26 protein-coding genes and 1 pseudogene are annotated in these 24736 nt (G+C 66.2%); 12 read left to right on the forward strand and 15 right to left on the reverse strand.

Translation table 11 applies throughout. The annotated features are described in order from the left end of the window. Positions 1–124: 124 nt before the first annotated feature. On the reverse strand, positions 125–2023 hold the full coding sequence (gene dxs, locus ACIBJI_RS07005) for a 1-deoxy-D-xylulose-5-phosphate synthase (protein ID WP_364339909.1): 1899 nt from the start codon (positions 2021–2023) through the stop codon (positions 125–127). A 208-nt stretch (positions 2024–2231) separates the two neighbouring features. On the opposite strand from dxs, the gene ACIBJI_RS07010 reads away from it, so the two are divergent. From ACIBJI_RS07010 to ACIBJI_RS07020, 3 genes are all read left to right on the forward strand, one after another. Next, entirely contained in the window at positions 2232–2561 is a 330-nt protein-coding gene (locus tag ACIBJI_RS07010) for a hypothetical protein (protein ID WP_364339907.1), read from the forward strand. After that, positions 2558–3241: an SIMPL domain-containing protein gene (locus ACIBJI_RS07015; protein ID WP_364339905.1), complete on the forward strand. Its 684-nt coding sequence runs from the start codon at positions 2558–2560 to the stop codon at positions 3239–3241. Before ACIBJI_RS07010 ends, ACIBJI_RS07015 begins: the two co-directional genes overlap by 4 nt. Before the next feature lie 65 nt (positions 3242–3306). Further along, entirely contained in the window at positions 3307–4110 is an 804-nt protein-coding gene (locus tag ACIBJI_RS07020) for an enoyl-CoA hydratase (RefSeq protein ID WP_364339903.1), read from the forward strand. A gap of 3 nt (positions 4111–4113) precedes the next feature. On the opposite strand, the gene ACIBJI_RS07025 is transcribed toward ACIBJI_RS07020, so the two are convergent. The 3 genes from ACIBJI_RS07025 to ACIBJI_RS07035 are packed head-to-tail and all read right to left on the reverse strand — an operon-like array spanning position 4114 to position 7831. After that, positions 4114–4413: a DUF1330 domain-containing protein gene (locus ACIBJI_RS07025; protein ID WP_364339901.1), complete on the reverse strand. Its 300-nt coding sequence runs from the start codon at positions 4411–4413 to the stop codon at positions 4114–4116. 32 nt (positions 4414–4445) lie between these two features. Continuing rightward, the gene (locus ACIBJI_RS07030; RefSeq protein ID WP_396954990.1) at positions 4446–5846 is read right to left on the reverse strand and encodes a class I SAM-dependent RNA methyltransferase; all 1401 of its coding nucleotides are present in this window, start codon (positions 5844–5846) and stop codon (positions 4446–4448) included. After that, complete coding sequence (locus ACIBJI_RS07035) at positions 5843–7831, reverse strand: APC family permease (protein WP_364339897.1); 1989 nt, start codon at positions 7829–7831, stop codon at positions 5843–5845. The genes ACIBJI_RS07030 and ACIBJI_RS07035 overlap by 4 nt, the downstream gene beginning before the upstream one ends. Positions 7832–8072: 241 nt before the next feature. Here ACIBJI_RS07035 and ACIBJI_RS07040 point away from each other — a divergent pair, with 241 nt between their 5' ends. After that, positions 8073–8738 carry a TrkA family potassium uptake protein gene (locus ACIBJI_RS07040; RefSeq protein ID WP_364339895.1) on the forward strand — a complete coding sequence of 222 codons (666 nt, stop codon included), beginning with the start codon at positions 8073–8075 and terminating at the stop codon, positions 8736–8738. 2 nt (positions 8739–8740) lie between these two features. Continuing rightward, positions 8741–9412 carry a TrkA family potassium uptake protein gene (locus tag ACIBJI_RS07045; RefSeq protein ID WP_364339893.1) on the forward strand — a complete coding sequence of 224 codons (672 nt, stop codon included), beginning with the start codon at positions 8741–8743 and terminating at the stop codon, positions 9410–9412. 40 nt (positions 9413–9452) lie between these two features. Here the strand turns inward: ACIBJI_RS07045 and ACIBJI_RS07050 are convergent, their stop codons facing one another. The 3 genes from ACIBJI_RS07050 to ACIBJI_RS07060 form a co-directional block, all read right to left on the reverse strand. Continuing rightward, on the reverse strand, positions 9453–10088 hold the full coding sequence (locus ACIBJI_RS07050; protein WP_396954989.1) for a sigma-70 family RNA polymerase sigma factor: 636 nt from the start codon (positions 10086–10088) through the stop codon (positions 9453–9455). 149 nt (positions 10089–10237) lie between these two features. Beyond that, positions 10238–10966 carry a DUF3159 domain-containing protein gene (locus ACIBJI_RS07055; RefSeq protein ID WP_364339889.1) on the reverse strand — a complete coding sequence of 243 codons (729 nt, stop codon included), beginning with the start codon at positions 10964–10966 and terminating at the stop codon, positions 10238–10240. 3 nt (positions 10967–10969) lie between these two features. After that, on the reverse strand, positions 10970–11347 hold the full coding sequence (locus ACIBJI_RS07060) for an OB-fold nucleic acid binding domain-containing protein (protein ID WP_040692536.1): 378 nt from the start codon (positions 11345–11347) through the stop codon (positions 10970–10972). Positions 11348–11477: 130 nt separating this feature from the next. On the opposite strand from ACIBJI_RS07060, the gene ACIBJI_RS07065 reads away from it, so the two are divergent. Next, positions 11478–12194 carry an alpha/beta hydrolase gene (locus tag ACIBJI_RS07065; RefSeq protein WP_396954988.1) on the forward strand — a complete coding sequence of 239 codons (717 nt, stop codon included), beginning with the start codon at positions 11478–11480 and terminating at the stop codon, positions 12192–12194. Here ACIBJI_RS07065 and ACIBJI_RS07070 read toward each other — a convergent pair. Further along, the gene (locus ACIBJI_RS07070; RefSeq protein WP_397083337.1) at positions 12191–13189 is read right to left on the reverse strand and encodes a DUF3710 domain-containing protein; all 999 of its coding nucleotides are present in this window, start codon (positions 13187–13189) and stop codon (positions 12191–12193) included. The two genes, ACIBJI_RS07065 and ACIBJI_RS07070, sit on opposite strands and share 4 nt — an antisense overlap. A 5-nt stretch (positions 13190–13194) precedes the next feature. After that, the gene (dut, locus tag ACIBJI_RS07075; RefSeq protein WP_364339884.1) at positions 13195–13692 is read right to left on the reverse strand and encodes a dUTP diphosphatase; all 498 of its coding nucleotides are present in this window, start codon (positions 13690–13692) and stop codon (positions 13195–13197) included. A gap of 159 nt (positions 13693–13851) precedes the next feature. Here dut and ACIBJI_RS07080 point away from each other — a divergent pair, with 159 nt between their 5' ends. Next, positions 13852–14331, forward strand: coding sequence for a DUF3093 domain-containing protein (locus ACIBJI_RS07080; protein ID WP_364340692.1), 480 nt, complete (start codon positions 13852–13854; stop codon positions 14329–14331). A 65-nt stretch (positions 14332–14396) separates the two neighbouring features. Here the strand turns inward: ACIBJI_RS07080 and ACIBJI_RS07085 are convergent, their stop codons facing one another. Beyond that, positions 14397–14699: a DUF4193 domain-containing protein gene (locus tag ACIBJI_RS07085; RefSeq protein ID WP_040692543.1), complete on the reverse strand. Its 303-nt coding sequence runs from the start codon at positions 14697–14699 to the stop codon at positions 14397–14399. Positions 14700–15108: 409 nt separating this feature from the next. Between ACIBJI_RS07085 and cei the strand changes: the two genes are divergently transcribed. Further along, positions 15109–15789: an envelope integrity protein Cei gene (cei, locus tag ACIBJI_RS07090; protein WP_364339881.1), complete on the forward strand. Its 681-nt coding sequence runs from the start codon at positions 15109–15111 to the stop codon at positions 15787–15789. A 61-nt stretch (positions 15790–15850) separates the two neighbouring features. Here cei and ACIBJI_RS07095 read toward each other — a convergent pair whose 3' ends face one another. Further along, positions 15851–16756, reverse strand: a complete 906-nt coding sequence (locus ACIBJI_RS07095; RefSeq protein WP_397083339.1) for an inositol monophosphatase family protein — start codon at positions 16754–16756, stop codon at positions 15851–15853. Between the two features lie 180 nt (positions 16757–16936). Between ACIBJI_RS07095 and ppgK the strand changes: the two genes are divergently transcribed. The 3 genes from ppgK to ACIBJI_RS07110 all read left to right on the forward strand — a co-directional run bounded on the left by ppgK (position 16937) and on the right by ACIBJI_RS07110 (position 20527). Next, positions 16937–17695, forward strand: a complete 759-nt coding sequence (ppgK, locus tag ACIBJI_RS07100; protein WP_364339877.1) for a polyphosphate--glucose phosphotransferase — start codon at positions 16937–16939, stop codon at positions 17693–17695. A 196-nt stretch (positions 17696–17891) separates the two neighbouring features. Then, positions 17892–19262 (forward strand): RNA polymerase sigma factor, encoded by a 1371-nt coding sequence (locus ACIBJI_RS07105; protein ID WP_364339875.1) that lies wholly within the window; start codon positions 17892–17894, stop codon positions 19260–19262. Between the two features lie 413 nt (positions 19263–19675). After that, positions 19676–20527: an MHYT domain-containing protein gene (locus tag ACIBJI_RS07110; protein WP_364339873.1), complete on the forward strand. Its 852-nt coding sequence runs from the start codon at positions 19676–19678 to the stop codon at positions 20525–20527. A gap of 46 nt (positions 20528–20573) precedes the next feature. Here ACIBJI_RS07110 and ACIBJI_RS07115 read toward each other — a convergent pair whose 3' ends face one another. Further along, positions 20574–21350: an MHYT domain-containing protein gene (locus ACIBJI_RS07115; RefSeq protein WP_364339871.1), complete on the reverse strand. Its 777-nt coding sequence runs from the start codon at positions 21348–21350 to the stop codon at positions 20574–20576. A 446-nt stretch (positions 21351–21796) separates the two neighbouring features. After that, a pseudogene (locus tag ACIBJI_RS07120) lies at positions 21797–21937 on the reverse strand (hypothetical protein); the annotation flags it as partial. A 245-nt stretch (positions 21938–22182) separates the two neighbouring features. On the opposite strand from ACIBJI_RS07120, the gene ACIBJI_RS07125 reads away from it, so the two are divergent. Beyond that, positions 22183–23130, forward strand: coding sequence for a rhomboid-like protein (locus tag ACIBJI_RS07125; RefSeq protein ID WP_364339867.1), 948 nt, complete (start codon positions 22183–22185; stop codon positions 23128–23130). Here the strand turns inward: ACIBJI_RS07125 and ACIBJI_RS07130 are convergent. After that, the gene (locus ACIBJI_RS07130) at positions 23032–24216 is read right to left on the reverse strand and encodes a cation:proton antiporter (protein WP_364339865.1); all 1185 of its coding nucleotides are present in this window, start codon (positions 24214–24216) and stop codon (positions 23032–23034) included. The genes ACIBJI_RS07125 and ACIBJI_RS07130 overlap by 99 nt on opposite strands. Positions 24217–24220: 4 nt before the next feature. Beyond that, on the reverse strand, positions 24221–24703 hold the full coding sequence (locus tag ACIBJI_RS07135; protein ID WP_364339863.1) for a cation:proton antiporter regulatory subunit: 483 nt from the start codon (positions 24701–24703) through the stop codon (positions 24221–24223). Positions 24704–24736: the final 33 nt, after the last annotated feature.

Below are 24736 nucleotides of genomic sequence, written 5' to 3' on the forward strand. Positions count from 1 at the left end.
GATGAAATGGCGACCAGAGCGTGCCGAAACGGAACGGCACCGAGGACCCGTCGTGCGATCCGCAATCACCAGCCGAAGCACCGAATCATGCCGCCCGGCCCCAGGCCCCGGGCGGCGTGCGCGCTCAGCGTGCGTCGAGCCAGCCCGAGATGCGGCGGGCGATATCGGGAGCCGTCAGACCGAGCTCCTCGTGCACCTCATTGCGCGACGCATGGTCGAGGAAGTGCTGCGGCACACCGAGATCACGGGTAGGCACATCCAAACCCGCACCGCGCAACCGAGCGGAAACGGTGGACCCGATCCCGCCGTGCAGTCCGCCGTCTTCCAAAGTCACCACGAGACGGTAGTTTTCGGCGAGCTTGACGACGGTATCGGAAACCGGCAGCACCCAACGCGGATCGATGACAGTGACCGAAATACCTTCCGGTTCCAATAAATCCGCGATCGCGACCGCGGTCGACGCGAAGGGCCCGACCGCGACCAGCAGCACATCGCCGCGCTGAGCTCGAGCAGAGCCGCCCTCGCGCTCGGGCAGCCGCAGCACATCGACCCCATCGAGCCGCTCGACGGCCGAAATATCCTCGGCCACACTGCCCTTCGGGAAGCGGATGGCGGTCGGCCCGTCGCTCACCGCGAGCGCCTCGGCCAACTCCTCACGCAACGTCGCCGCATCACGCGGGGCCGCGACGCGCATGCCGGGAATGATGCCGAGCACCGACAGATCCCACATACCATTGTGCGAGGCACCGTCCGGACCGGTGATCCCGGCACGATCGAGCACCACGGTAACCGGCTGCTTCAGCAGCGCGACATCCATCAGCAACTGGTCGAACGCACGGTTGAGGAATGTCGAGTAGATCGCCACCACCGGATGCATGCCACCGAGAGCGAGTCCGGCCGCCGAGGCCATCGCGTGCTGTTCGGCGATGCCGACATCGAACATCCGTTCCGGGAAGCGCTCCCCGAATGCCGCTAGACCGGTCGGTCCGGGCATGGCCGCGGTGATCGCGACGATATCGTCGCGCTTCTCCGCCTGCGCGATCAGCTCCTCCGAGAACACCGACGTCCACCCGAGCGCCTTCGGGCCGCCCAGCGGGCGTCCGGTCAGCGGGTCGATCGGATCGCAGGCGTGCATCTGATCGGCGACGTGGTTCTCGGCGTGCGAGTAGCCGCGCCCCTTCTGCGTCACCACATGCACGACCACGGGCCCGCCGAAATCCTTCGCCCGACGCAGCGCCGCCTCCAACGCGACGGTGTCGTGACCGTCCACCGGTCCGACATACTTCAGCCCGAGATCACTGAACAGCTCCTGCGGGCTCACCGCATCCTTGATCCCGGCCTTCACCGCATGCACCATCGAGTACGCGGATTCACCGACGCGCGGAATGCTCTTGAGGATCCGCTTACCCGCATCCAACGCGTGCTCATAGGCGGGCTGGGTGCGCAGCGCGGTCAACCGGTCGGCGAGACCGCCGATGGTCGGGGCGTAGGAGCGCCCGTTGTCGTTGACCACCACGACGACGGGCCGGTCCGGTGCGGCGGCGATATTGTTCAGCGCCTCCCAGCACATACCTCCGGTGAGCGCGCCGTCGCCGACCACCGCGACCACATGCCGGTTCTGCCCGGTCAGCGCGAAGGCCTTCGCCAGACCGTCGGCATAGGACAGCGAGGCCGAGGCGTGCGAGGACTCGACCCAGTCGTGGGCGCTCTCGGACCGGCTCGGGTAGCCGGACAACCCACCCTGCTTGCGCAGCGTGTCGAACTGATCCTTGCGACCGGTCAGGATCTTGTGCACGTAGGCCTGATGCCCGGTGTCGAAGATCAACGGATCGGCCGGCGAGTCGAAGATCCGGTGTAGTGCGATCGTCAGCTCGACCACGCCGAGATTGGGGCCGAGGTGCCCGCCGGTGACGGCGACCTTCTGCACCAGGAACTGGCGAATCTCCTCTGCCAGTTCACCCAATTCGGCAACGGCTAGCCGTCGCAGGTCTTCGGGCGTATCGACCCGGGAAAGCACTCCCACCTGAACTCGCTCCCTCCGGAAAGCGCATCTGATCCGATCAGTCTACGGAGCCGCGCCAGTGGCTCCGCACGACATTGCCCCGCCACCAGCCGACTTCGCGCGGAAGTGTGAGCCTCCACACGAATCGCCAGCCCATCCGCAGACACGCTCGGGCGGACGAGTTCGCCTGTCACCTTAGAGCGTATCCGAGGACGCGGGACGGAATCGTGTGGCACAGTCGGTCACCCGGGGTTCGCCGTTGCTGTCGGTGGCCGGTGTCACACTCGCCGGTGATGAGCCGCCACACCACGTTCCGGTACTGCCCCGACTCTGTGCGTGTCTGCCGGAACGATTCGACGTGCTCACCCAGCAGGCACCGCAACTGGAACTCGCTGTGCTCGAGCGCCTCGCCGCGGGTGCGTATGCGCAGATGGATGCGGCGGTACGCGCGAGCGCCGTGCGCGGCGGCGGCTATCGACCGGTTTCACCCGTCCCGAGGGACATTTCCGAAGCATCGACCGTTGCATCTGCAACCGAGGAAGTCAGGAGAGCGCCGTGAGCAAGAAGAAGTCCGACGACACCGCTGGCATGGTCACCACCTTCGGATCCGGCAGCGCCCGCGCTACTGCGGATCTGATGCGCGTCACGATCTCCATCGAGACCCGGGCCAGCAAGGTCGCGCTCGCCTACGGCCAGGCCGGCGAGCGCGTCGCCGCCGTCACCGATTCACTGCGCTCCGATGGCGTTCCCGGCACCGATATCGCCACCAGCGGACTGTCGGTGCGCACCGAAACCGTCTGGCTCGAAGGCGGCGGCTCCAAGATCACCGGTTACGTCGCGACCACCGACCTCACCGTCGTGCTGCGTGAAATCGGCGAAACGGCTGATCCGGGCCCCGCCACGATCATCGCCAACTGTGTCGAGGCCGGTGGTGACGATGTCCGTCTCGGCGGCCTCAATCTCGGTTTCGCCGATCAGGAGAACCTGCTCATCCGGGCCCGCGATGCCGCATGGGACAACGCGCTCGCCAAGGCCGAGCAGTATGCGGGCCGCGCACGGCGCAGCCTCGGCGCGGTTCTCGAAATCACCGAGAACGCCACCGCTACCCCGCCCACCACACCCCGACTCATGGCCATGTCGGCCCCGATGAACGAGTCGTACGGCGGCGCTCCCGTTCCGGTCGAACTCGGCGAATCCGAAATCTCGGCGACCATCCGCGCGACCTGGCAGCTCGACTGATTGCAGCTAACCTAACGCTTGCTTGGGTATAGTGAGGACCTCATCGCGTCTGATTAGGGTCCCGCATGTCGTTCGTGCTCATCGAGAAACCGCGACCGCAGGTCGCGCTGGTCACACTCAACCGGCCGGAACGGATGAACGCGATGGCCTTCGATGTGATGATCCCGCTGCGCGAGGCCCTCGAAGCGGTCAGCGCCGATAACGAGGTACGAGTCGTGGTGCTCACCGGCGCGGGCGACGGCTTCTGCTCCGGCGCGGATCTGCAGAACGCGGGCCGGATTCCCAATACCGAGGGCCTGACCAAGACGAGCGTCGCGCGGCGCTCGATGGATCTGCTCAACGATGTGATGATCACGCTGCGACGAATGAACCAACCGGTCATCGGCGCGATCAACGGCGCGGCGATCGGCGGCGGATTCTGTCTCAGCGTCGCCGCCGATATCCGAATCGCGGGCGAGGACGCCTACTTTCGTGCGGCGGGCATCAATAACGGCCTCACCTCAGCGGAATTGGGCATCAGCTATCTGCTGCCGCGCGCTATCGGCGCATCCCGTGCCTTCGAAATCATGCTGTCCGGGCGAGATGTCGACGCGGTCGAGGCCGAACGCATCGGTCTCGTCTCGCGCGTCGTGCCCACCGCCGAACTTCTCGACACCTGCTATGACCTGGCCGAGCGGATCATCAGTTTCAGCCGGGTCGGCACCGAGCTCACCAAACGCATGCTGTGGAGCGGTATGGAGGCAGGCGGTTTCGAATCCCATATGCAGCACGAGGGCATGTCCCAGCTCTATGTCCGCCTCACCACCGAGAATTTCGACGAGGCCATCCGGGCGCGGCGCGACCGTCGGCCACCGGTGTACGAAGACTGACCTTCACGAGCGCCGATCGATGCCCTTGACCAGCAGCGTCACCGTATCCGAGCCCGCATGTCGGTCCTTCGAGATCTCCTGGTACTCAGGGGAATCCGCCCACTCACGAAACGACGGCTCGTCCGGGAACGACATCAGCACGACCTTCTCGCGATCCGAATCGCCCTCGATCACCTGCGGGGATTCGTCGGAGGCAAGCAGGGTGCCGGAGTAGCGGGTGAACACCTCGAGGAAGCGTGCACGGTAGCGATCGTAGGCGGCGCGATCGGTGAACGTCAGCTGTGCGACGACGTACACGGTCATGGTGCGACTCTAAGCCGCGCGCGTTACAGGTCTCAACGCTCCAATAGGGCGAGGCATTCGACATGATGGGTGGCGGGGAACGCATCGAAGGCGCGCAGATCGGCGAGGTGGTAGCCCGCCGATTGGTAGAGGCCGAGGTCGCGGGCGAATGAGGCCGGATCGCAACCGATGTGGATGATGCGCGACGGGCCGCTGGTGGTCACGGCGGTGACGACCTCCTTGCCCGCGCCCGCGCGAGGTGGATCCAGGACGACCACCTCCGGGGCGGCGCTGCTGGCATGTTCGGCCAGCCAGTGTTCGACGCGCTGGGCGCGCAGGTCCAACCAGGACAGATCGCGCAGCGCGGCATTGCCGTCGGCGACCGCGGACCGCGTCGATTCCACCGCGAGCACCGAACCGGTCCGACCGACCTGTCCGGCCAACCGGGCCGCGAAAACCCCGACGCCGCTGTACAGATCCCACGCCCGCTCCCCGGGACCGAGCCCGGCCCACCCGGCGACCACATCCGAATAACATTGCGCCGCACCACGATGCGCCTGCCAGAACCCGGTCGCCGCCAGCTCCCACCGACGCCCGGCCACGTATTCGACCGTCCGACCGCTACCTCCCATCACCCACTCGTCCCGGGCCGCATGCGTCGCCGCCCGCCGCGCCGCCGCCCGCCGCCGTTCGTCGCCGAGTCCACGTGCACCGGCACGCGGCCCAGGTCCCCGCTCGGCGGTACGACGTTTCCCCGCGCGCCGATCTGTCTCCCGCCTGCCACGCCGATCCTCACCGCGCGCCGAGGGCCGTTCACCCCCATGCTCAGCTGGTCCCGCAACCGCCGACGGAGCCAACTCGACGATGTGCCGCATCCCGTCGCCGTCCACCGCGACCACCAGATCCGCACCGGGCGTCCACATTCGGTCCGCGATACCGTCCATCGCGCCCGAAACCGGTTGGGGGCAGCGCAGATCGGCGATCACCTCGGTACTGCGATACCCGTGCACTCCGGCTCGGCCCGCGGCGTCGACGGCCAGCCGGACGCGGCTGCGCCAACCGCCGGTGGCGTCGGCCGTATATCCGGCGATCGGCTCCACGGTGATATCGCGTTCGATTCCGGCGATGCGGCGCAACTGCTCCGCGACCACCGCCGCCTTCAGCGCCCGCTGCGCGGCGGGGGTGGCGAAGGAAAAATCGCAGCAGCCCGCGCCACCGGGACCGGAGACGGGGCAGGTAGCGGGGACGCGATCCGGGGATGCCTGCAGAATCTCGATCGCATCGGCCCGGCAGAACGAACCCCCGCGATCCTCGGTGACCCGCACTCGAACCAGTTCATCAGGCAGCCCGTGTCGTACGAACACAACCCGGCCCTCGTGCCGGGCGACACAGAACCCGCCGTGCCCGGGTGGTCCGAGCCGGACCTCGAAGGTGTTCGAACGCCAGTCGGTCACCCTCGGTCCTCGTACCCACGCCGCACCGCACCCGGGGCGTTCACCACGCCCGCCTGCCTGGCCTTCGCGGACGACGTCAACTGCCACGGCACACTCGTCACCATGACTCCGGGCTCGAACAGCAATCGGCCCTTGAGCCGCAACGCGCTCTGGTTGTGCAGAATCTGCTCCCACCAGTGTCCGACAACGTATTCCGGAATGAATACGGTCACCACATCGCGCGGCGAATCGCGCCGCACCCGCTTGACGTAATCCAATACCGGCTTGGTGATTTCGCGATAGGGCGATTCGATCACCTTGAGCGGCACCGTGATATCGCTGCGCTCCCATTCCCGCACCAGCGACCTGGTATCGGCCTCGTCGACGTTCACCGTCACCGCCTCCAAGGTATCGGGGCGGGTCGCGCGCGCGTAGGCCAGCGCCCGGCGCGTCGGCAGATGCAGTTTGGACACCAGCACAATCGAATGCGACCGACTCGGCAGCACGCCGTCCCACTCCTGCTCATCGAGTTCGCGGGAAACCGAATCATAGTGCCGCCGAATGAGTTTCATCACAATAAAGATCGACACCATGGTGCAGATCGCGATCCAGGCACCGGCGAAGAACTTGGTGATCAACACGATGACCAGCACCGTCCCGGTGGCGCTGAGCCCGATCGCGTTGATCACTCGGGACCGCTTCATCCGCGCCCGCTGCGCGGGATCGGTTTCGGTGCGCAACAGCCGGGTCCAGTGTCGCAGCATGCCGGTCTGGCTGAGCACGAACGAGACGAACACCCCGACGATGTAGAGCTGGATGAGCTTGGTCACCTCGGCACCGAACACCACGACGAATGCGACGGCCGCGCCCGAGAGGAACAGAATGCCGTTGCTGAACGCCAACCGGTCGCCGCGAGTATGCAACTGCCGCGGCAGGTAACGATCCTGCGCCAGAATCGAACCCAGCACCGGGAAGCCGTTGAACGCGGTATTCGCCGCGAGCACGAGGATCAGCGCGGTCACCGTGGTGATGAAGAAGAAGCCGAGCGGGAAGCCGTGGAATACGGTCTCTGCCAGCTGTGCGATCAGCGTCTTCTGGTGGTAGTCCGCGGGCGCGCCGATCAACTCGGATTCGTTGTGCGCGTACACGATCCCGATCTTCTGGGCCAGCACGATAATGCCCAGCAGCAGTGCGATCGCGATGCTGCCGAGCATCAGCAGCGTGGTCGCGGCATTGCGCGACTTGGGTTTCCGGAATGCGGGCACGCCATTGCTGATCGCCTCCACGCCGGTCAGCGCGGCACAGCCGGAGGAGAACGCCCGCGCGATCAGGAATGTGAACGCGAGTCCGTATAGGTGCTCGTCCTCGGCATTGAGCTGGAAGCCGGCCGATTCGGCGCGCAGGTCGTCGCCGAGTACGAAGATGCGGAACAGGCCCCAGCCGAGCATCGCGAACATGCCGACGATGAAGGCGTAGGTCGGAATCGCGAAGGCAACACCCGATTCCCGGATGCCGCGCAGATTGATCGATGTCAGCACCACGATGGCGACCACCGCGAACAACACCTTGTGCGTGGCGACGAACGGAATCGCCGACCCGATATTCGACGCCGCCGAGGAGATCGATACCGCCACCGTGAGCACATAATCGACCAGCAGCGCACTGCCGACGGTAAGCCCGGCATTGGGCCCGAGATTGGTGGTGGCGACCTCGTAGTCACCGCCGCCGGAGGGATAGGCGTGCACATTCTGCCGATAGCTGGCCACCACCACCGCCATCACGAATGCGACGGCCAGACCCACCCAGGGCGCATAGACGTAGGCAGAAATACCTGCCACCGAAAGGACGAGGAAGATTTCCTCCGGAGCGTAGGCCACCGAGGACATCGCATCGGAGGCGAACACCGGAAGCGCGATTCGCTTCGGCAGCAGGGTATGGCCCAGCGCATCGCTACGGAAAGGCCTGCCCAGCAGCACACGTTTGGCTGCCGTCGTCAACTTGGACACTGGAGCGAGCATAGATCCCCGCAGGATGGAGCGCTCCCTCGGCCGGTTCGCGTCGTATGTTTGGTTGACGGGCGGAGGGGAAATTGGGCCATGGAAACATCTGGCGGGTACGGTTCGATGCCGAGGTAAGCAAACCGAACGCCCTGCGGCGTGAGCTCAGGGCCGGAGGAGGAAGCTTGCGTAACCACGTAGGGCCCGCGAGCGCCGCCAATTGAACACAGTTTCCAGGAACGAGGTTGCGGTGTACGTAGTGATCATGGGTTGCGGACGGGTCGGCTCATCGCTGGCACGCGCCCTGGTCCGGGTCGGCCACGAGGTCACCGTGATCGATCGGGACCCCAGCGCCTTCCTGCGCCTCGGCGAAGACTTTCCTGGCGAGCGGGTGGTCGGCGTCGGTTTCGACCGGGATGTGCTGACCCGCGCGGGAATCGAGCGGGCCGACGCCTTCGCCGCGGTCTCCTCCGGCGACAACTCCAACATCATCTCCGCGCGGGTGGCCCGGGAAATGTTCGGCGTGCAGCGCGTGGTCGCGCGCATCTACGATGCCAAACGCGCCGCCGTCTACGAGCGCCTGGGCATCCCGACCATCGCCACCGTGCCGTGGACCACCGACCGCTTCCTCACCACGCTGATCGGCGACGGCGGCACTACCACCTGGCGCGATCCGACGGGCACCGTGGCGGTAGCCCAGTTGCCGCTGCACGAGGAGTGGTACGGGCGCACCGTGCGCGATCTGGAGAGCAATGTGGGCGCCAGGGTGGCCTTCATCATCCGGTTCGGTCAGGGCCTGCTCCCCGAGAGCAAGACCGTGGTCCAAGCCGACGACATCGTCTATGTCGCAGCCACCTCCGGCTCCGTCGGCGAGGCCGTCGCCTTGGCCGGTAAGCCCCCAGCAAGCGAGGACTGAACATGAAAGTGGCGATCGCCGGAGCCGGCGCCGTCGGCCGATCGATAGCCAGGGAGCTATTGCGCGGCGGCCATCGGGTGATGCTGCTCGAGCGCCAGCTCGACCACATCGACCCCGCCGCCATCCCGGATGCCGTCTGGGTCCATGCCGACGCGTGCGAACTCGCACTACTGGAGGACGCCGGTCTGCAGACCTACGAAGTGGTCATCGCCGCCACCGGCGACGATAAGGCGAATCTGGTGCACAGCCTGCTCGCCAAGACCGAATTCGGCGTGCGCCGGGTGGTGGCGCGGGTCAACGATCCGCGCAACGAATGGCTCTTCGACGCGTCCTGGGGCATCGATGTCGCGGTGTCGACACCGCGGCTGCTGGCCTCGCTGGTGGAAGAGGCGGTATCGGTCGGCGATCTGGTCCGGTTGATGACGCTGCGGCAGGGGCAAGCCAATCTGGTCGAGATCACCCTGCCCAGCGATACCGCCTTGGCGGGCAAGCCGGTCCGCACGCTCACCCTGCCGCGCGACGCCGCCCTGGTGACGATTCTGCGTGGCGGCCGAGTGATCGTGCCGCAGCCCGACGACCCCTTCGAGGGCGATGACGAGCTGTTGTTCGTGACCTCCGTGGAGGCCGAGGAAGACCTGCGGGTGGCGCTGGCCACGCACGGCATCAAACCCTGACTCCCCGACAAGGCTGACACGATCAGCGCCTTTACCGACCTCAGGCTGCGGCCGCGAGCTCCGCGCGCAGCTTGTTGAGCGCGCGATGCTGCATCACTCGAACCACGCCGGGACTGGTGCCAATGGCCTCGGCGGTCTGCGCCGCGGTCCAGCCGAGCACGATCCGCATCACCAGGACCTCACGATGCGCGGGCGCCAGGATCTTCATCAATTCCCGGGTGGCCTCACGACGTTCGGACGCGATCGCCCACTCCTCCGGACCGGCTGCGGTCGACGCCCTATCGGGCACGTGGTCGACCGGGTACATCGGGTGCAGCTGCGAACGCCGGAACGCGTCGGCTACCTTATTGGCCGCGATGCCGTAGACGAAGGCCAGAAACGACTTGCCCTGATCACGATAGCGCGGGATGGCGTTGACGGTGGCCAACAGGATCTCCTGCACCACATCGTCGGCCGTGACGTGCAGATGCGCGGTATTGCCAAGGCGCGCACCGCAATACCGGCGCACGAGCGGGTGGACCAGCCGGATGATCTCGGAGACCGCCGAACGGTCGCCCGCGGCCGCCGGAGCGATCAACTTTTCCAGTTCACCCGATACCCGACGGCTCTCCGACAGGGCCGGGTTGTGGTGGGCTTGGTTCTTCGACAGTGTCGCAATGTTGTGCTCGGTAGCCAACGTCCGAGTCCTTCCTCGCCGATCGTGCATTTTTTGCTTGCACTGATCGTCTGATGAACTCGGTCGCCCAACCAGGCACCCCAGGGTGCGTACTCCCCCACCTCCGGCTGCGATTCGTTAACACCCCAGCGAAATTGGGGCCGGAATTCCTAGGCCGTTTCGGCGGCCGCACCCCGGCTCACCGGCAGATGTCCGGCCCGGCGCACAGCCCACACCGTGACGGCCAGCGCGACGGCGGTCAGCGGCCAGCCCATCGCGATGCGCGCGAAGGCCAGCCAGCCGGTGCGATCGGTGTCGTAGAGCTGGGACTGCACCAGGTAGCGCGCGCCGAATACGATCACCCAGGTGGTGGTCGCGAGGTCGTAGAGGCGCACGATGCGGCGGTCGGACCGCCATTCGGTGCCGTGGCCGTTGAGCACCCCCCAGATCACGCCGACCAGCGGCCAGCGCACCAGCATCGAAACCAGGAACACCCCGGCGTACACCAGGCTGGTGTAGATGCCGAACAGGAAGAAGCCTTTCGCCTCACCCATGCGGTAGGCGATCAACGCGCAGATGCCGACCCCGAGGAAGCCTGAGATCGCCGGCTGGATCGGACTGCGCCGCACCAGCCGCCACACCAGAATCGCGGCGGCCACGCCGAGTGCGGACCAGATCGCCGCAGTGAGCCCGGCGAAGGTGTTCACGGGCACGAAGACCAGCACCGGCAAGGTCGAGTAGATCAGGCCGCTGAAGCCGCCCAGCTGCTCGAGGAGGGTTTGTTCGGCCTCTTCGGTTTCGGCGTCTACGGAGCGATCTACGACGTCGGACGGGCCCTTGTCGATCGGCTCACGACCTGCGGTGTGGATCTCGGCGGCGTTCTCGTTGCTCGATGGCATACGTCAGCTGTTCTCACGCAATTCGTAGTAGGGGTTGTAGATCACCTTACGACCATCCCGGTCACCCACTCGACCGCGGACGAGGATCTTGCGGCCCGGTTCGATACCGGGAATGCGGCGGCGGCCGATCCACACCAGACTGATGGCATCGGTGCCATCGAAGAATTCTGCCTGAACACTGGCACCGACGGACTTCGGACACGCCTCGACGCTGCGTAGTCGGCCGAGCATGGTCGCCTCGTCACCGCGCTGACAGTCCGAGGCCCGGCAGGCACCCGACGCATCGGCCGATTCGGCGAGTTCCTCGGCGTCCAACTGATCGATATCCTCGGTCAGCCTGCGGCTCAGACGGCGAAAATAACCTGAGGCGGCTGATGACATTTGACGCTCTCCTGCATGGAGCAAGACGACGTGGGTCACACGCCATCGTGGTTGTTCCGGTGACGACCGGCTTAAGGCCGTATACCCGCCACTGTAGATGGGCAACCCTCCCCCCGCTACGCTCGGACCGGTGTTCGACTCCCCACATTTCGCGCCGGACCGCAGCGGCCCCGCCCCGATCGCCGTGGCGTTGCCGGGAACCGGATCGGATGCCGACTTCGCCCGCCGCGCCTTCGGACTGGCTTGTGCGGCACGCGGAATCGAATTCATCGCCGTCGAACCCGACCCGTCCGGCGTGGTTGCCGGGTACCGTGCGGCGCTCGATCAGGCCGCCATGCGCGGGCCGATTCTGGCCACCGGGATCTCCCTCGGCGCGGCGGTCGCGCTCGAATGGGCGGCTGAACATCCCGAGGCAGCAAGCGGCGTAGTGGCGGCGCTACCGGCCTGGACCGGCCCCGATACCGCCGCGTGCCCGGCCGCGCTCAGCGCCGCCGCCACCGCGGCCCAGTTGCGTACGGACGGGCTCGACGCGGTGGTCGAACGCATGCGCGCGAGCAGCCCGCGTTGGCTCGCCGACGCGCTCACTCAGTCCTGGCATTCGCAGTGGCCGCGGCTGCCCGAGGCGCTGCAAGAGGCCGCCGACTACAAGTGGCCCGACGCGGAACGGCTCGGCACTGTCGAGGTACCCGTCGCCATCGTCACCGCCGTCGACGATCCGGTGCATCCGCTGTCGGTCGCCGAAGAATGGGCCGAGCTGATCCCGCACGCCGAATTGATCCGGATCACCCTCGATGAACTCGGCGCGAATCCCGCGATCCTCGGAAACGCGGGACTCGCGGCGTTCTAGTTCAGTCCGAGCTGCTGCATGGCCGAGCCGTCCGCGCCGCGGCGCGGTTCATTCGGCATGCGCGGCGGGACCAGCGGCTGTGGTGTGGGCTGGACCGCGGCCTGCTGTGCGGCCATTGCCTGCTGCTGGGCCTCCACCTGCGCCTGATGCGCGGCGGCCAGCTGCTCGGCCAGCTCCGGTGGCAGCACGACGGCCAACGGCTCGCGCACCGGCATCGGCTCGTCGCCACGCCGAATCACGGTTTCGGTCAAGATCGCTCGCGCGGCCCGCACCAGCGGCGCACCGTCATCGGCGGCGCCCTGCGGCCCCGCGGCCACCAGCCGCACCATCCACCGCGGACCGTCCACCCCGATGAAGCGCAGATCCGCGCCCTCGGTGATGGCGAGCAGTTCCCGGCCCCACGGTCCGGTCTCCACGGCGACCCTGGCGCCGTCCTTGCGTAGCGACTCGGCGAGATCGGCTGCCACCGAACGCCATTGGCCCGCTGACTTGGGTGCGGCGTAGGCCGCGACGGTGATCCGACCGTGTTCGGTCGCCAGGTGCACCGCCTGCGGCGTGCCGTCCGGGGTCATCTCGACCTGCAATTGGCCGCCCGGCGGCACCGGCAGGATCACCGAACCCAGATCGAGGCGCTGATCGGTGACATTGTCCAACAGCTCGGCCACTTCGTCGTAGTCGTAGGGGCCGGATTTGGGCATTTCCACGACGTCGTCATCGTCGTAGTCGGCCTCGTCGTAGTCGGCCTCGTCGTAGTCGGCCTCGTCGTACTCGGGCTCGCCGTACTCGGGTTCGTCGTGGTAGTGCGCTGCGACGTACTCGGCCGGGACGATCGGATTCTCGTCGGTGATCGGATCGATGATGGGATTCTCATCGGTGATCGGCTCATCGTCGTAATCCGCGTCGCCGTAGGCGCGGTACTCATCGGCGTATTCGTCGTTGTAGCGGTCCTCGACGTATTCGTCACGTCCGCCGGACTTGCGTCTCTTTCCGAACATTCTCGTCATGCCTCCTTGCCGAGAGTGCCCGCCTCGTCGGCCGACGCGGCCAGACTCGCGTGGCCACCGCTCGACCCGTAACCGCCCGCACCCCGCGTGGTGTCATCGAGTGCCTCGACCTCCACGAAATCGACCAGTTCCACCCGCTGCACCAGCAGCTGCGCGATCCGATCACCGCGACGCAGTTCGATCGGGGTGCGCGGATCGTGATTGATCAGGCACACCTTGATTTCACCTCGATAGCCCGCATCTACGGTGCCCGGCGTATTCACCACGGACAGACCGGTTTTCGCGGCGAGTCCGGACCTGGGATGGATCAGGCCGACCGTGCCGACCGGCAGCGCCACCGCGACACCGGTGCCGACCAGCACACGCTCCCCCGGCTCGATGATGACGTCCTCCGTAGTGCACAGGTCCACGCCCGCGTCTCCGTGGTGAGCACGCGTTGGCACGGGGATGCCGGGATCAAGCCGCAGCAAAGGTATGGGTGAAAGGGCGCTCATGACCGCGCCTCGCTGACGCTCGGCTCCGTCATGACCGCCCGGGCTGCGGTGTTCAATATTCGCTCGCTGCGCTCGCTCACGTTGTCCGAGCCTACGCGTAAGCCCTCGACCTCCGTGAATTAGTGTTGAGTCGTGTCGGACCAGCCCAACCCAGTGCCTATGGACGAACAACAGCGGAGCTTCGAGCCCTATCGCGAGCGCCTCTGGGTGCCGCTGTGGTGGTGGCCGATCGCGTTCGCCATCGCCGGGTTGCTGGCCGCCGAAATCCATATGGGCGCACCGGGCCTGCGCGCCTGGTTGCCCTACGCGTTGCTGTTTCCGGTGCCGGTGTGGGTGCTGTTGTGGCTGAGCCGCCATCGGGTGGAAGTCGCCCGGGAAGCCTCCGGTATCCGCGAACTCCGCGCCGATCGCGCGCATCTGCCGGTGAACTTCGTGGCCAGATCGGCCACGGTGGCCCCCACCGCCAAGAGTGCGGCGCTGGGCCGCCAACTCGACCCCGCCGCCTATGTCCAACATCGGCCTTGGGTGGGGCCGATGGTGCTACTTGTACTCGACGACCCGGACGATCCGACGCCGTACTGGCTGATCAGTACGCGACGGCCGGACCGGGTCTTGGCCGCGCTTGGCATACCTGGCTGAAGCCGGGCGTGCCGAGCGCGGGCTGACCATTGATCTCGGCTGGAGATCAGATCTCGCGCCGCAGATCAGGCTGCGCAGTCCATGCAGATCAGCTGACCGCCACTCTCACTGGCCAGCCTGCTCCGGTGATGGACCAGGAAACAGCTGGAACAGGTGAACTCGTCGGCCTGCTTCGGGATCACCCGAACTGTCAGGACTTCCTCGGACAAGTCCGCGCCGGGAAGCTCGAACGACTCCGCGGTATCGGATTCGTCGATATCCACGACGGCGGACTGTGCCTCGTTGCGACGAGCCTTCAGCTCCTCCAGCGAATCTTCCGACACTTCGTCGGATTCAGTGCGCCTCGGTGCGTCATAGTCGGTTGCCATGTCGTCTTCCCCTCGTCCTTACTCCGTATATCCCGGACCGGGCCACTCACACCGATTCCCTCGAATCGGAATGACCAGCACCGCCCCGCCGGTGGTGCACGTCACACGTACACCGGTCCCCTATCAGGGCGGATCATGCGGACCCACCTTTGATAGCGCTCGGTAAACGCAGGACATGCCCTTCTTGTTCCCGCGACCGACCACCGATTTGGGCTGCGATGTTTCGATCTGGGCCGCCAGACAATAGCGGACGCCAGAGCAAAAGTCGCAATCAAAACACAGACGATTCGAAACTGAGGGGTAATCGACATCAACCGTGAACTCGCCGAGACCTTACGCACCGCATTCACACCCAGCTCGCCCGGCCCGCCGTCGCCCTGGCGCGGACACATTTTCGTAGAGTATGCCCGTGGTTTCACTCATCACCGAAGGCAGCGCAACGGATCGAACGGGTCAACCCTTCCTCCGGCGACGCAACCAGCCATGGTTGATCTTGGTCGGCGTCCTACTCCTGATCTGCACCGTGGTGTGGATCAAGGCCCTGACCACCGAGGACAGCAGCGGAACCGCGATGGCGTGCAATTCGCCGAGCCCGGCTACCGACGCGAAGTCGCCCCAACCCGCCCCGATGGGGCAGCGGGTCGGCCAGTCGCGGCTGACCGACGTCGAACCGGCTGCGCTGGCCTCGTCGAAGGTCCGCGTGCTGAACGCGAACAACAAGAGCGGGCAGGCCTCGCACATCGCCTCGGCGCTCGGCGACCTCGGCTTCGCGAGCGGGCCGGGGCAGCAGTTCGGTAACGATCCGGTCTATGTCAACGGCGACCTGAACTGCACTGGCCAGATCCGCTTCGGTGTGAACGGCCGACCGGCCGCCGCCTCGGTTCAGCTGGTCGCGCCGTGCGCCGAGCTGATCGAGGATCAGCGCAACGACGACACGGTGGACCTGGTGCTCGGTTCGGTATTCGGCGAGTCGCTGCGGCCGAGCCCGGACGCCGAGGAAGTGCTGAAATCGCTGAAGAATCCTGCCCCGGGCGGATCGACGTCCATCGATCCCAAACTGCTGTCCGCGGCACGCACGGCACGCTGCTGACCTCGCCTGACCGACCTTCATCGCCCCGGTGTGCCGCTTCGGCAGACCGGGGCGATCCGTTTCAGGCGTCCGGAATCGCGGTTGTCGCGCCGACGCGTTCGAGCAGTTCGGTCAATTCGTTCGCGACACCCGGTGCGGCGGCGACGACCAACTCACCTGCCGTACCCGGGCTGGTCGCCGCGGGCAAGCGCAGCTGCGCACCCGCCTCGGCGGCGATCAACGCGCCCGCGGCCCAGTCCCAGGCGTTGAGTCCGTGTTCGTAGTACGCGTCTATGCGACCCTCGGCGACGAAGCACAGATCCAGTGCCGCCGCGCCGAGGCGACGGATATCGCGGATCTGCGGCAGGATCTGCGCGACCAGTTCCGCCTGCTTGGCCCTGCGGTGCTTGCCGTAGGCGAATCCGGTGGCCACCAAGGCCATCGACGCCGATCGCACCGGTGTGCAGCGCAGATGTTCCACCGCGCCGTCACCGGTCACCTTCGTGGCTCCCATCCGCACCGCGGCGCTATAGGTCGCGGCCCGCGCGACATCGACCACCGCACCGGCGATGGGCTGTCCGGCGCGCACCGCGGCCACCGAAATCGCGTAGCCCGGAATGCCGTACAGGAAGTTCACGGTGCCGTCGATCGGGTCGACCACCCAGTGCACGGTGTCCTCGTCACCGCCGGCCAGGCTGCCGCCGCCCTCCTCACCGAGGATCGGATCACCGGGGCGCGCTTCGGCGAGCAGGCGCCGGATCAGCTCCTCGGTCTCGGTATCGACGATGGTCACCGGGTCGGTAGGGTGGCCTTTGGTCTGCACGGCACCGTCGCGCGCACCCTCCGGACCGAATATCTCGGGGCGGCGCGAGCGCACATGCGCGGCCGCGGTTTCGGCGAGTTGGACCGCGATCCGACGCAATTCGGCAACATCCTCGGATGGCGTCGCGGTCGGTCGGTCGGTAACTGACGCTCTGGTCTCCGGCATGCCCCCATGCCATCACAGATCCTCGGCGAACGGGAACCGATACCCGCCCATTACTCTTGTCGTGCACGACACAACGCCGTCGTCGGGCACATCGCCGCATGCTCCGCGACCAGCCGGTGGTGAGCTCCTGTGCGGCGGCGCGTTCATCACATCGGCCAGCACAGGGAACGAGGGAACGTCATGTCCGCTCGGGGGCACGCATTCGGTATCGATATCGGTGGCAGCGGCGTCAAGGGCGCCGCGGTGGATCTGACCACCGGAGCATTGGTCCACGAGCGGATAAAGATTCTGACACCGCATCCCTCGACACCGCAGGCGGTCGCCGACGCTGTCGCCAAACTGGTCGCCCAGGCCGATTGGGAGGGCCCGGTCGGCATCACACTGCCCTCGGTCGTGCTAGGGGGCGTCGCGCAGACGGCCGCCAATATCGATAAGGCGTGGATCGGTACCGACGCGCGGGCGCTGTTCTCCACCGCGCTCGACGGTCGTGCCGTCACCGTGCTCAACGACGCCGACGCGGCCGGTCTGGCCGAAGATCACTACGGCGCGGCAAAGGATTTCGACGGCCTGGTGCTGCTGCTGACCTTCGGCACCGGCATCGGCTCGGCGCTGCTGTTCCACGGCACGCTGGTGCCCAATACCGAACTCGGCCATCTGGAGATCGGCGGTATGGAGACCGAACATCGCGCCGCCGCCTCGATCAAGGATCGCGACGGCCTGACCTACGAGCAGTGGGCCGCACAGGTCAGCATTGTGCTCAGCGGGCTGGAGAATTTGTTCTGGCCGAAGGTCTTCGTCGCAGGTGGGGGCATCAGTCGAGATGCCGAGCAATGGATTCCGTTGCTCACCAACCGAACCCCCGTGATTCCCGCGCGGCTGGAGAACACCGCGGGCATCGTCGGCGCGGCCATGGCGATCGATGCCGGCATCGCGCCGTAGACGCGCGGAGGGTATGGCATTAGCCGTTGCCGGGATCGTGCCGTAGGTACCCTGGTTCGATCGTTACAATGGAACGTACTCCGGCCGCGAGCCGGAAACCCCAGACCCGGCGCTCAGCCGGTGAAACCCGACAGACCGCTCCGCCGGAACACCACTCTGGCGTGACGCCGCACGAGACCGTCACGAAAGGGCGTACGTGGTAGCCACGACCCGTCAGACCGCCGAATCGGCCGACGCCGACTCCGCAGATGTAACCGAAGCACGGCCGGTCCGCAAGGCTGCCGCGAAGAAGGCTCCGGCCAAGAAGGCCGCCGCCAAGAAGGCCCCGGCCAAGAAGGCCGCCGCCGCGAAGGCGACGAAGGGCCCAGCCAAGAAAGCCGGACCGAAGAAGGCCGGTCCGGAGGGCGAACCCGGCGACGAGAACGCCGAGACCGAGGATCTGGATCTGGAGGATCTCGGCGATCTCGAGGTGTCCGAGGACGATCTCGCCGATGAGGCCGAGGAACTCGTCGAGGAAGTCGCCGAGGGGGTCGAGGAGGGCGAGGCCGACGAACCGTCCGCCGCGGACAAGGCCTCCGGCGACTTCGTCTGGGACGAGGAGGAATCCGAGGCGCTGCGCCAGGCCCGCAAGGATGCCGAGCTCACCGCATCGGCCGACTCCGTGCGTGCCTACCTCAAGCAGATCGGCAAGGTCGCACTGCTCAACGCCGAAGAGGAGGTCGAACTCGCCAAGCGGATCGAGGCCGGACTCTATGCGGCGGAGAAGGTGCGCGAATTCGCCGAGCAGGGTGAAAAGCTGCCGGTCGCTATGCGCCGCGACTACACCTGGATCGTGCGCGACGGCAACCGTGCGAAAAACCACCTGCTGGAAGCCAACCTGCGTCTGGTGGTCTCGTTGGCCAAGCGCTACACCGGTCGCGGTATGGCATTCCTGGACCTGATCCAGGAGGGCAACCTCGGTCTGATCCGCGCGGTGGAGAAGTTCGACTACACCAAGGGCTACAAATTCTCCACGTACGCCACCTGGTGGATCCGGCAGGCCATCACCCGCGCCATGGCCGATCAGGCCCGCACCATCCGCATCCCGGTGCATATGGTCGAGGTCATCAATAAGCTCGGCCGCATCCAGCGCGAGCTGCTTCAGGATCTGGGCCGCGAGCCCACCCCGGAGGAGCTGGCCAAGGAAATGGACATCACGCCGGAGAAGGTCCTCGAGATCCAGCAATACGCGCGTGAGCCCATCTCGCTGGATCAGACCATCGGCGATGAGGGCGACAGCCAGCTCGGCGACTTCATCGAGGACTCCGAGGCCGTCGTCGCGGTGGACGCGGTGAGCTTCACGCTGCTGCAGGATCAGCTGCAGTCGGTGCTGGAGACGCTGTCCGAGCGCGAGGCGGGCGTGGTCCGGCTGCGCTTCGGCCTGACCGACGGTCAGCCGCGCACCCTCGACGAGATCGGCCAGGTGTACGGGGTCACCCGTGAGCGCATCCGGCAGATCGAGTCGAAGACCATGAGCAAGCTGCGCCACCCGAGCCGCTCACAAGTCCTGCGCGACTACCTCGACTAGTTCGTTCTGCTCGATTTTCGCCAAGCGCCCGCGCCCCACAGCGCGGGCGCTTTGCTTTTCGCACCCGGCCTCCTTGTCGTCGTATCGACCGGCAACTCTGCCCGCATTCAACCCGCCTGCGACCCGGCTACCGTCGAATCAGACTGTGCCCATTGCGGTTTTCCACACTATTGAGCCGAACTGCTTCTGCCACAGAATCTTTCGGCGTTCTGCGGGGCAATCGATCAGCCATGTAGCGGCAACCGAGACAGCGTCCGTTCCGCTAACCAATTCGGGTTTCAATCAAACCTAAAAGTGACCGAAACCACTTCTGCTAACCCAAATTTCGGCCCCCGTTGGTTCGATCGCTGTCGTATCGTCTGACCCTCTGTTGTTTCAATCGCCGATGTTGTTCTTCGGCAGTGGGGGCGTGCGTGCTCGATATCTACCATTTCAGTTACGGTCTGCTGACCCCGCTGCTGGCCTACACCATGTCGGTGACCGGATGCCTGCTCGGCTTGCAGTGCGCCGCGCGCGGCCGCACCGGCAAGGACCGGATCGGCTGGCTGCTCGGCGCGGCCGTCGCCATCGGCGGCACCGGCATCTGGGTTATGCATTTCATTGCGATGCTGGGCTTTTCGATCCGCGGCAGCGAAATACGGTTCGACATTCCACTCACTCTGCTGAGCGCGATCACCGCGGTCGCCGTGGTCGGCATCGGACTTTTCATCGTCGTCAAACCCGAACCGTCGCTGCTCGGCCTGCTGGCCGGCGGTGCGGTCACCGGATTCGGCGTCGCGGCTATGCATTACATGGGCATGTACGCGATGAAGTCGAATGCGATGATCAGCTATGACATGCGCCGCGTCGGGTTGTCGGTGGTCATCGCGGTGGCCGCGGCGACAGTTGCGCTCTGGTTCACGTTGCGGGTCAAGGGATTTCCCGCGACCGTCGGCGCCGGACTGATCATGGGCGTGGCGGTCTGCGGTATGCACTACACCGGGATGTCGGCGATGCACGCGCACACCGGAAATACCCAGACGCCCGATGGAGCCGGCGCCATGGACCTGATCGCACCGCTGATCGTGGTGGCCAGTGTGGTGACCATGCTGCTGCTTATCAGCGTCAGCCTGACCGAGATCGACCGTAATATCGAACTGCCGCCGCTGCGCATCGCACCGCGCGCCAAACTCGATCCGCTACCGCCGCTGCCGCCGGTGGAGTCGGAGATAATGCCGTCGGCGACCGCGTACTGGCCGACGCGGACCGAGGTGCCGCGCCACTGAGCCTATCGAAATCGCCTGTGCGACATGCCCTCCGGGCTGAGCGGACTCAGTCCCTGGTCGGCCAGTAGCGCGTCGAGCGCGGTCCGCGCGCACCGTCGTATGCCGGATCGTCGACATCGGTGATGCCGATATGCAATAGCAGCATCATGGTTACCATGCCGACGCCGACCGTCAGCGGAGTCAGCAATTGGGTCGCGCCCGCGCCCGTGGGCGAGTGCATATGGTGGCCGTCCTGCACATGCATCGCGAACATGCCGGTGTAGTGCATGCCGCAGACCGCGACGCCCATGACCAGTGCCGCGCCGATGGTGGCGAGGGTGCCGCGAATATGCAGCGCGAACCACAGTGCCGCCGTCGCGGCGATCACCGCGATCACCATGGACAGCAACACGATTCGTCCGTCGTATTCGATGACCGCATCGGATTTCATCGCATACATGCCGGAATAGTGCATGGCGCCGACGCCTACACCGGTGATCGCACCGCCGATGTACAGCGCCACCGGCGCCAAGCCCGGCATCTGCGCGACCCGTAAGCCGATCCACACCACCACCATCGCGATCACCGCGCTGAGCAGGGTGATCGGCACGTCGTAGCGGATCGAGGCGCCGTGGATCGAAAAGCCCAGCATGGCAATGAAATGCATGACCCAGATACCGGTGCCGCCGATGGCGACCGCCGCGGCGACGAGCCATCCGGCGTGTCCGCTACCGGCCCGCGCTCGGACCACGCACCGCAGCCCTAGCAATGATCCGGTGAATGACATCAGATAGGCCACAACCGGCGTGAGCAACCCGTGGCTGAAGTGGTTGATTTCCAGCACGCGAACTCCCTCGTTGGGCAGACCTCGGCCACTATCTCGACAGCGCGAGCCCGCCCGCTTGTACAAACCAGCAGGTAGGCGATTTACAGTACTACCGTCCGCTAAATTTGTCATGGGATGAATCCGGTCAGTAAGACGGCGCCCGCTACTCGGCGGTGACCATACATACCGCACGGTTCCTCGCCCCCGAATCTTGTAGATTGCCGCTTCCGGCAATCGATCAGCACCGATATTGCTGGGACACAATGCATCTCGCGAATACGACAGTCCACGGCGGGCGTTCGCACATCTGCAAGAACATCGCAGCAATTTCGGTACACATGCCGACTCTCATTGCGCCCCAGGACCGCCGAGCCGGATCAGCCTCAGTCGCCAACCGGACTTGACCGGCGTCGTGTGCTCGGCACCCGTCGGCAGTATTCGCGTGCGAACTAGCAGAGGTTGCCAAAGGTGGTGGACATCAGGGGCGTGCCTTCGACGATCCGTCGCCCGGGGTCACCGAGCAGGATGTATTCGCGGTCGGAATCGTCATACCCGGCATAGAAGGCCGATCGCATGTCGCCGAACGAGCGGGCGCCGTCGGATCGGGCGGGCAGCGTCTCGCCGGTTGCTGATCGTGCAGCAGCCGAGGCCAGTGCGACCGCTAATGCGCGCAGCGGCGAGGACAACGGTCCAACAGGAACTACTCGGTCACCCCCTTGGTCGGCGGACCGACTCTGCGGAGCCGGACATGAATCGCCAACAGGTCCGAAAAGACCAGCTCAGGTGAGCCAGGACACAGACCGGGCGGGTCTACGGGCAGAAGAGCCCTGGAACCGGCAGACTTGTGTATGTGGTTGCCCCCACTTTGCGCCGAATCCACTCCCCCTGGACGCAGACCGTAGACCTCGGTGACGAGTCACGCGCGGTCTGGTCGTGGGCACGTCGACCCCGGTTGCTGCGCCGACTGCTGCCCGAACTGCGCCAGCACCTGTCCGGCGCACCGGCCAGCACGGCCTACGCGTTCACTCTGTTCGTCACCTGGTGGACGCTGCGCGGGGTCGGCGATTCGGTGGAGCGCAGGCTGATCTTCTCGGCCTCCACCAATCTCTACAACATGCAGCACAACCCGATCCAGGTGCTGGTGGCCTCGGCGTTCTGGACCCAGGGCCAATTTCCCTGGGTCACCATCGCCGAGATCCTGGTGGTGATGGGCTTCGCCGAACGTTGGCTCGGCACCAGCCGCTGGATTCTGCTGTTCGCGACCGGGCATATCGGCGCGACGCTGCTCACCGTCACGGCGATCGACCATGCCATCGATCATCACGTCATCCCGGTGCGCGTGCAGTACGCGGCGGATGTCGGCACCAGCTACGGATTCACCGCAGTGCTGGCGGCGATGGCCTTCCACTTCCGCGGTGTGGTCCGCGCGCTGTGGGCCGGCGTCATCGTCGTCTTCCTCGCCTCGGCGCTCTTGATCGGACCGACCTTCACCGACTACGGGCATATGTGCGCGGCCCTGATCGGTTTGGCGGTCGGACTCGTCGCATCGACCTTCTGGCGACGGATCGAACGCCTGCGTGCCGAACGCGAGGCGACTTCCGCCGCGCCGATACCGGTTACGGCGACGAATCCGCTTGCGGCCGCCCGGATTCCCGCGGCCGGTGGCGATTCCGAGCCGAGTTCCGTCGCGGCGCAACCGCTATCCGGTGCTGACGGCGGGGTTGAAGCGGCGCTGCACCACGCCGATGACCGGTTCGACGACGCGGGCCGCGATCGGGCCGAGCACCGCCATCAGTAGCACATAGGCCGAGGCCAGTCCGGCGATTTGGGCGTCTACCCCACCCACGCTCACCGCCAGACCCGCGATGACGATGGAGAATTCACCATGCGCGACCAGCGCCGCGCCCGCGCGTGCCCGACCCATCCGGCGGATGCCCTGTCGACTCGCCGCCCACCAGCCGGTCGCGATCTTGGTCACCACGGTGACGACCGCGAGCAGGATCGCCCAACCGAGCACGGGCGGAATGGCACCGGGATCGGTGCTGAGTCCGAAGGCCACGAAGAAGATCGCCGCGAACAGGTCCCGGATCGGTTCCAATAGTTTCGTCGCCTCGTGGGCGGTCGAACCGGAAATAGCGATGCCGAGTAGGAATGCGCCGACCGCCGCCGAGACATTCAGCGCCGACGCCAGCCCGGCGACCAGCAGCGCCGCGCCCAGCAGCTTCAATAGGAAGACCTCGCGGTCGGCGCTGTCCACGATCGCCGAGACGTACCGGCCGTACCGCAGCGCGACGACCAAAACGACGGTCACGCTGGCCAAGGCCAGACCGAGCACGGTCAGCCCACTCAGCAAGCTCGTACCGGCCAGCACCGCGGTGAGGATCGGCAGATACATCGCCATCGCGAGATCCTCGAAGACCAGAATCGACAAGATCACCGGGGTTTCCCGGTTACCGAGGCGTCCGAGGTCGTTGAGCACCTTCGCGACGATGCCCGAGGACGAGATGTAGGTGACTCCGGCCATGGTGATGGCTCCGGTCATTCCCCAGCCGAGCAGCAGGGCGACTACCACGCCAGGTGTCGCGTTCGCGACGAGATCGACCAGACCTGCGGCCCAGGAGCGACGCAATCCGGTCACCAACTCGACCGCGGTGTACTCGAGGCCGAGCAATAGCAACAGCAGCACCACACCGATTTCGCCTGCGATATGGCCGAATTCGTTCGCGGCGCCCAGTTCGATGAAACCGCCCTGGCCGAAGGCCAGCCCACCGAGCAGGTAGAGCGGAATCGGGGACATGCCGAATCGTGCCGCCACTCTCCCGAGCATTCCTAGGGCGAATAACACCGCCCCGAGCTCGATGAGGGCGAGCGCGGTTGCGTTCACGCTCTCACCCGTGCGTCAGGATCTTCGCGGCCGCGTCCAGACCGTCGGGGGTTCCGACGACCACGAGTATGTCATCGGTGGTGAAGGTGAAATCCGGTCCCGGCGAGGGATGCAGCTGCCCCGCGCGCATCACCGCGACAATGGAAGCCTTGGTGCGCGTGCGCATTCCGGTCTCGCCGAGGGTGCGGCCCTCGTACGGCGAATCCTCGCCGATGGGTAGCTGGCGGGTGGTGATCCCGGGTAGGTCGCGGTGGTCCTCGCGTAGCTTCGCCACCAGCTGCGGCGAGCCGAGTAGGTTGGCGAGTACCGAGGCCTCGTCGGGAGTCAGCGGCACTTGCGCGGCGCAGGAGTCCGGGTCATCGGGTTTGGAGACGATCAGATCGATGCCGCCGTCGCGGTGATCGACCACACCGATCCGGCGACCCGACCGCAGCTGGAAGTCTTTGCGTACCCCGATCCCGGGTAGGGCGGTGACATCGACGTTCACACCCTCCACCCTAACCGGCAAAAAGGGCTGACC

This window comes from Nocardia sp. NPDC050408, assembly GCF_044458905.1.
Taxonomy (GTDB): domain Bacteria; phylum Actinomycetota; class Actinomycetes; order Mycobacteriales; family Mycobacteriaceae; genus Nocardia.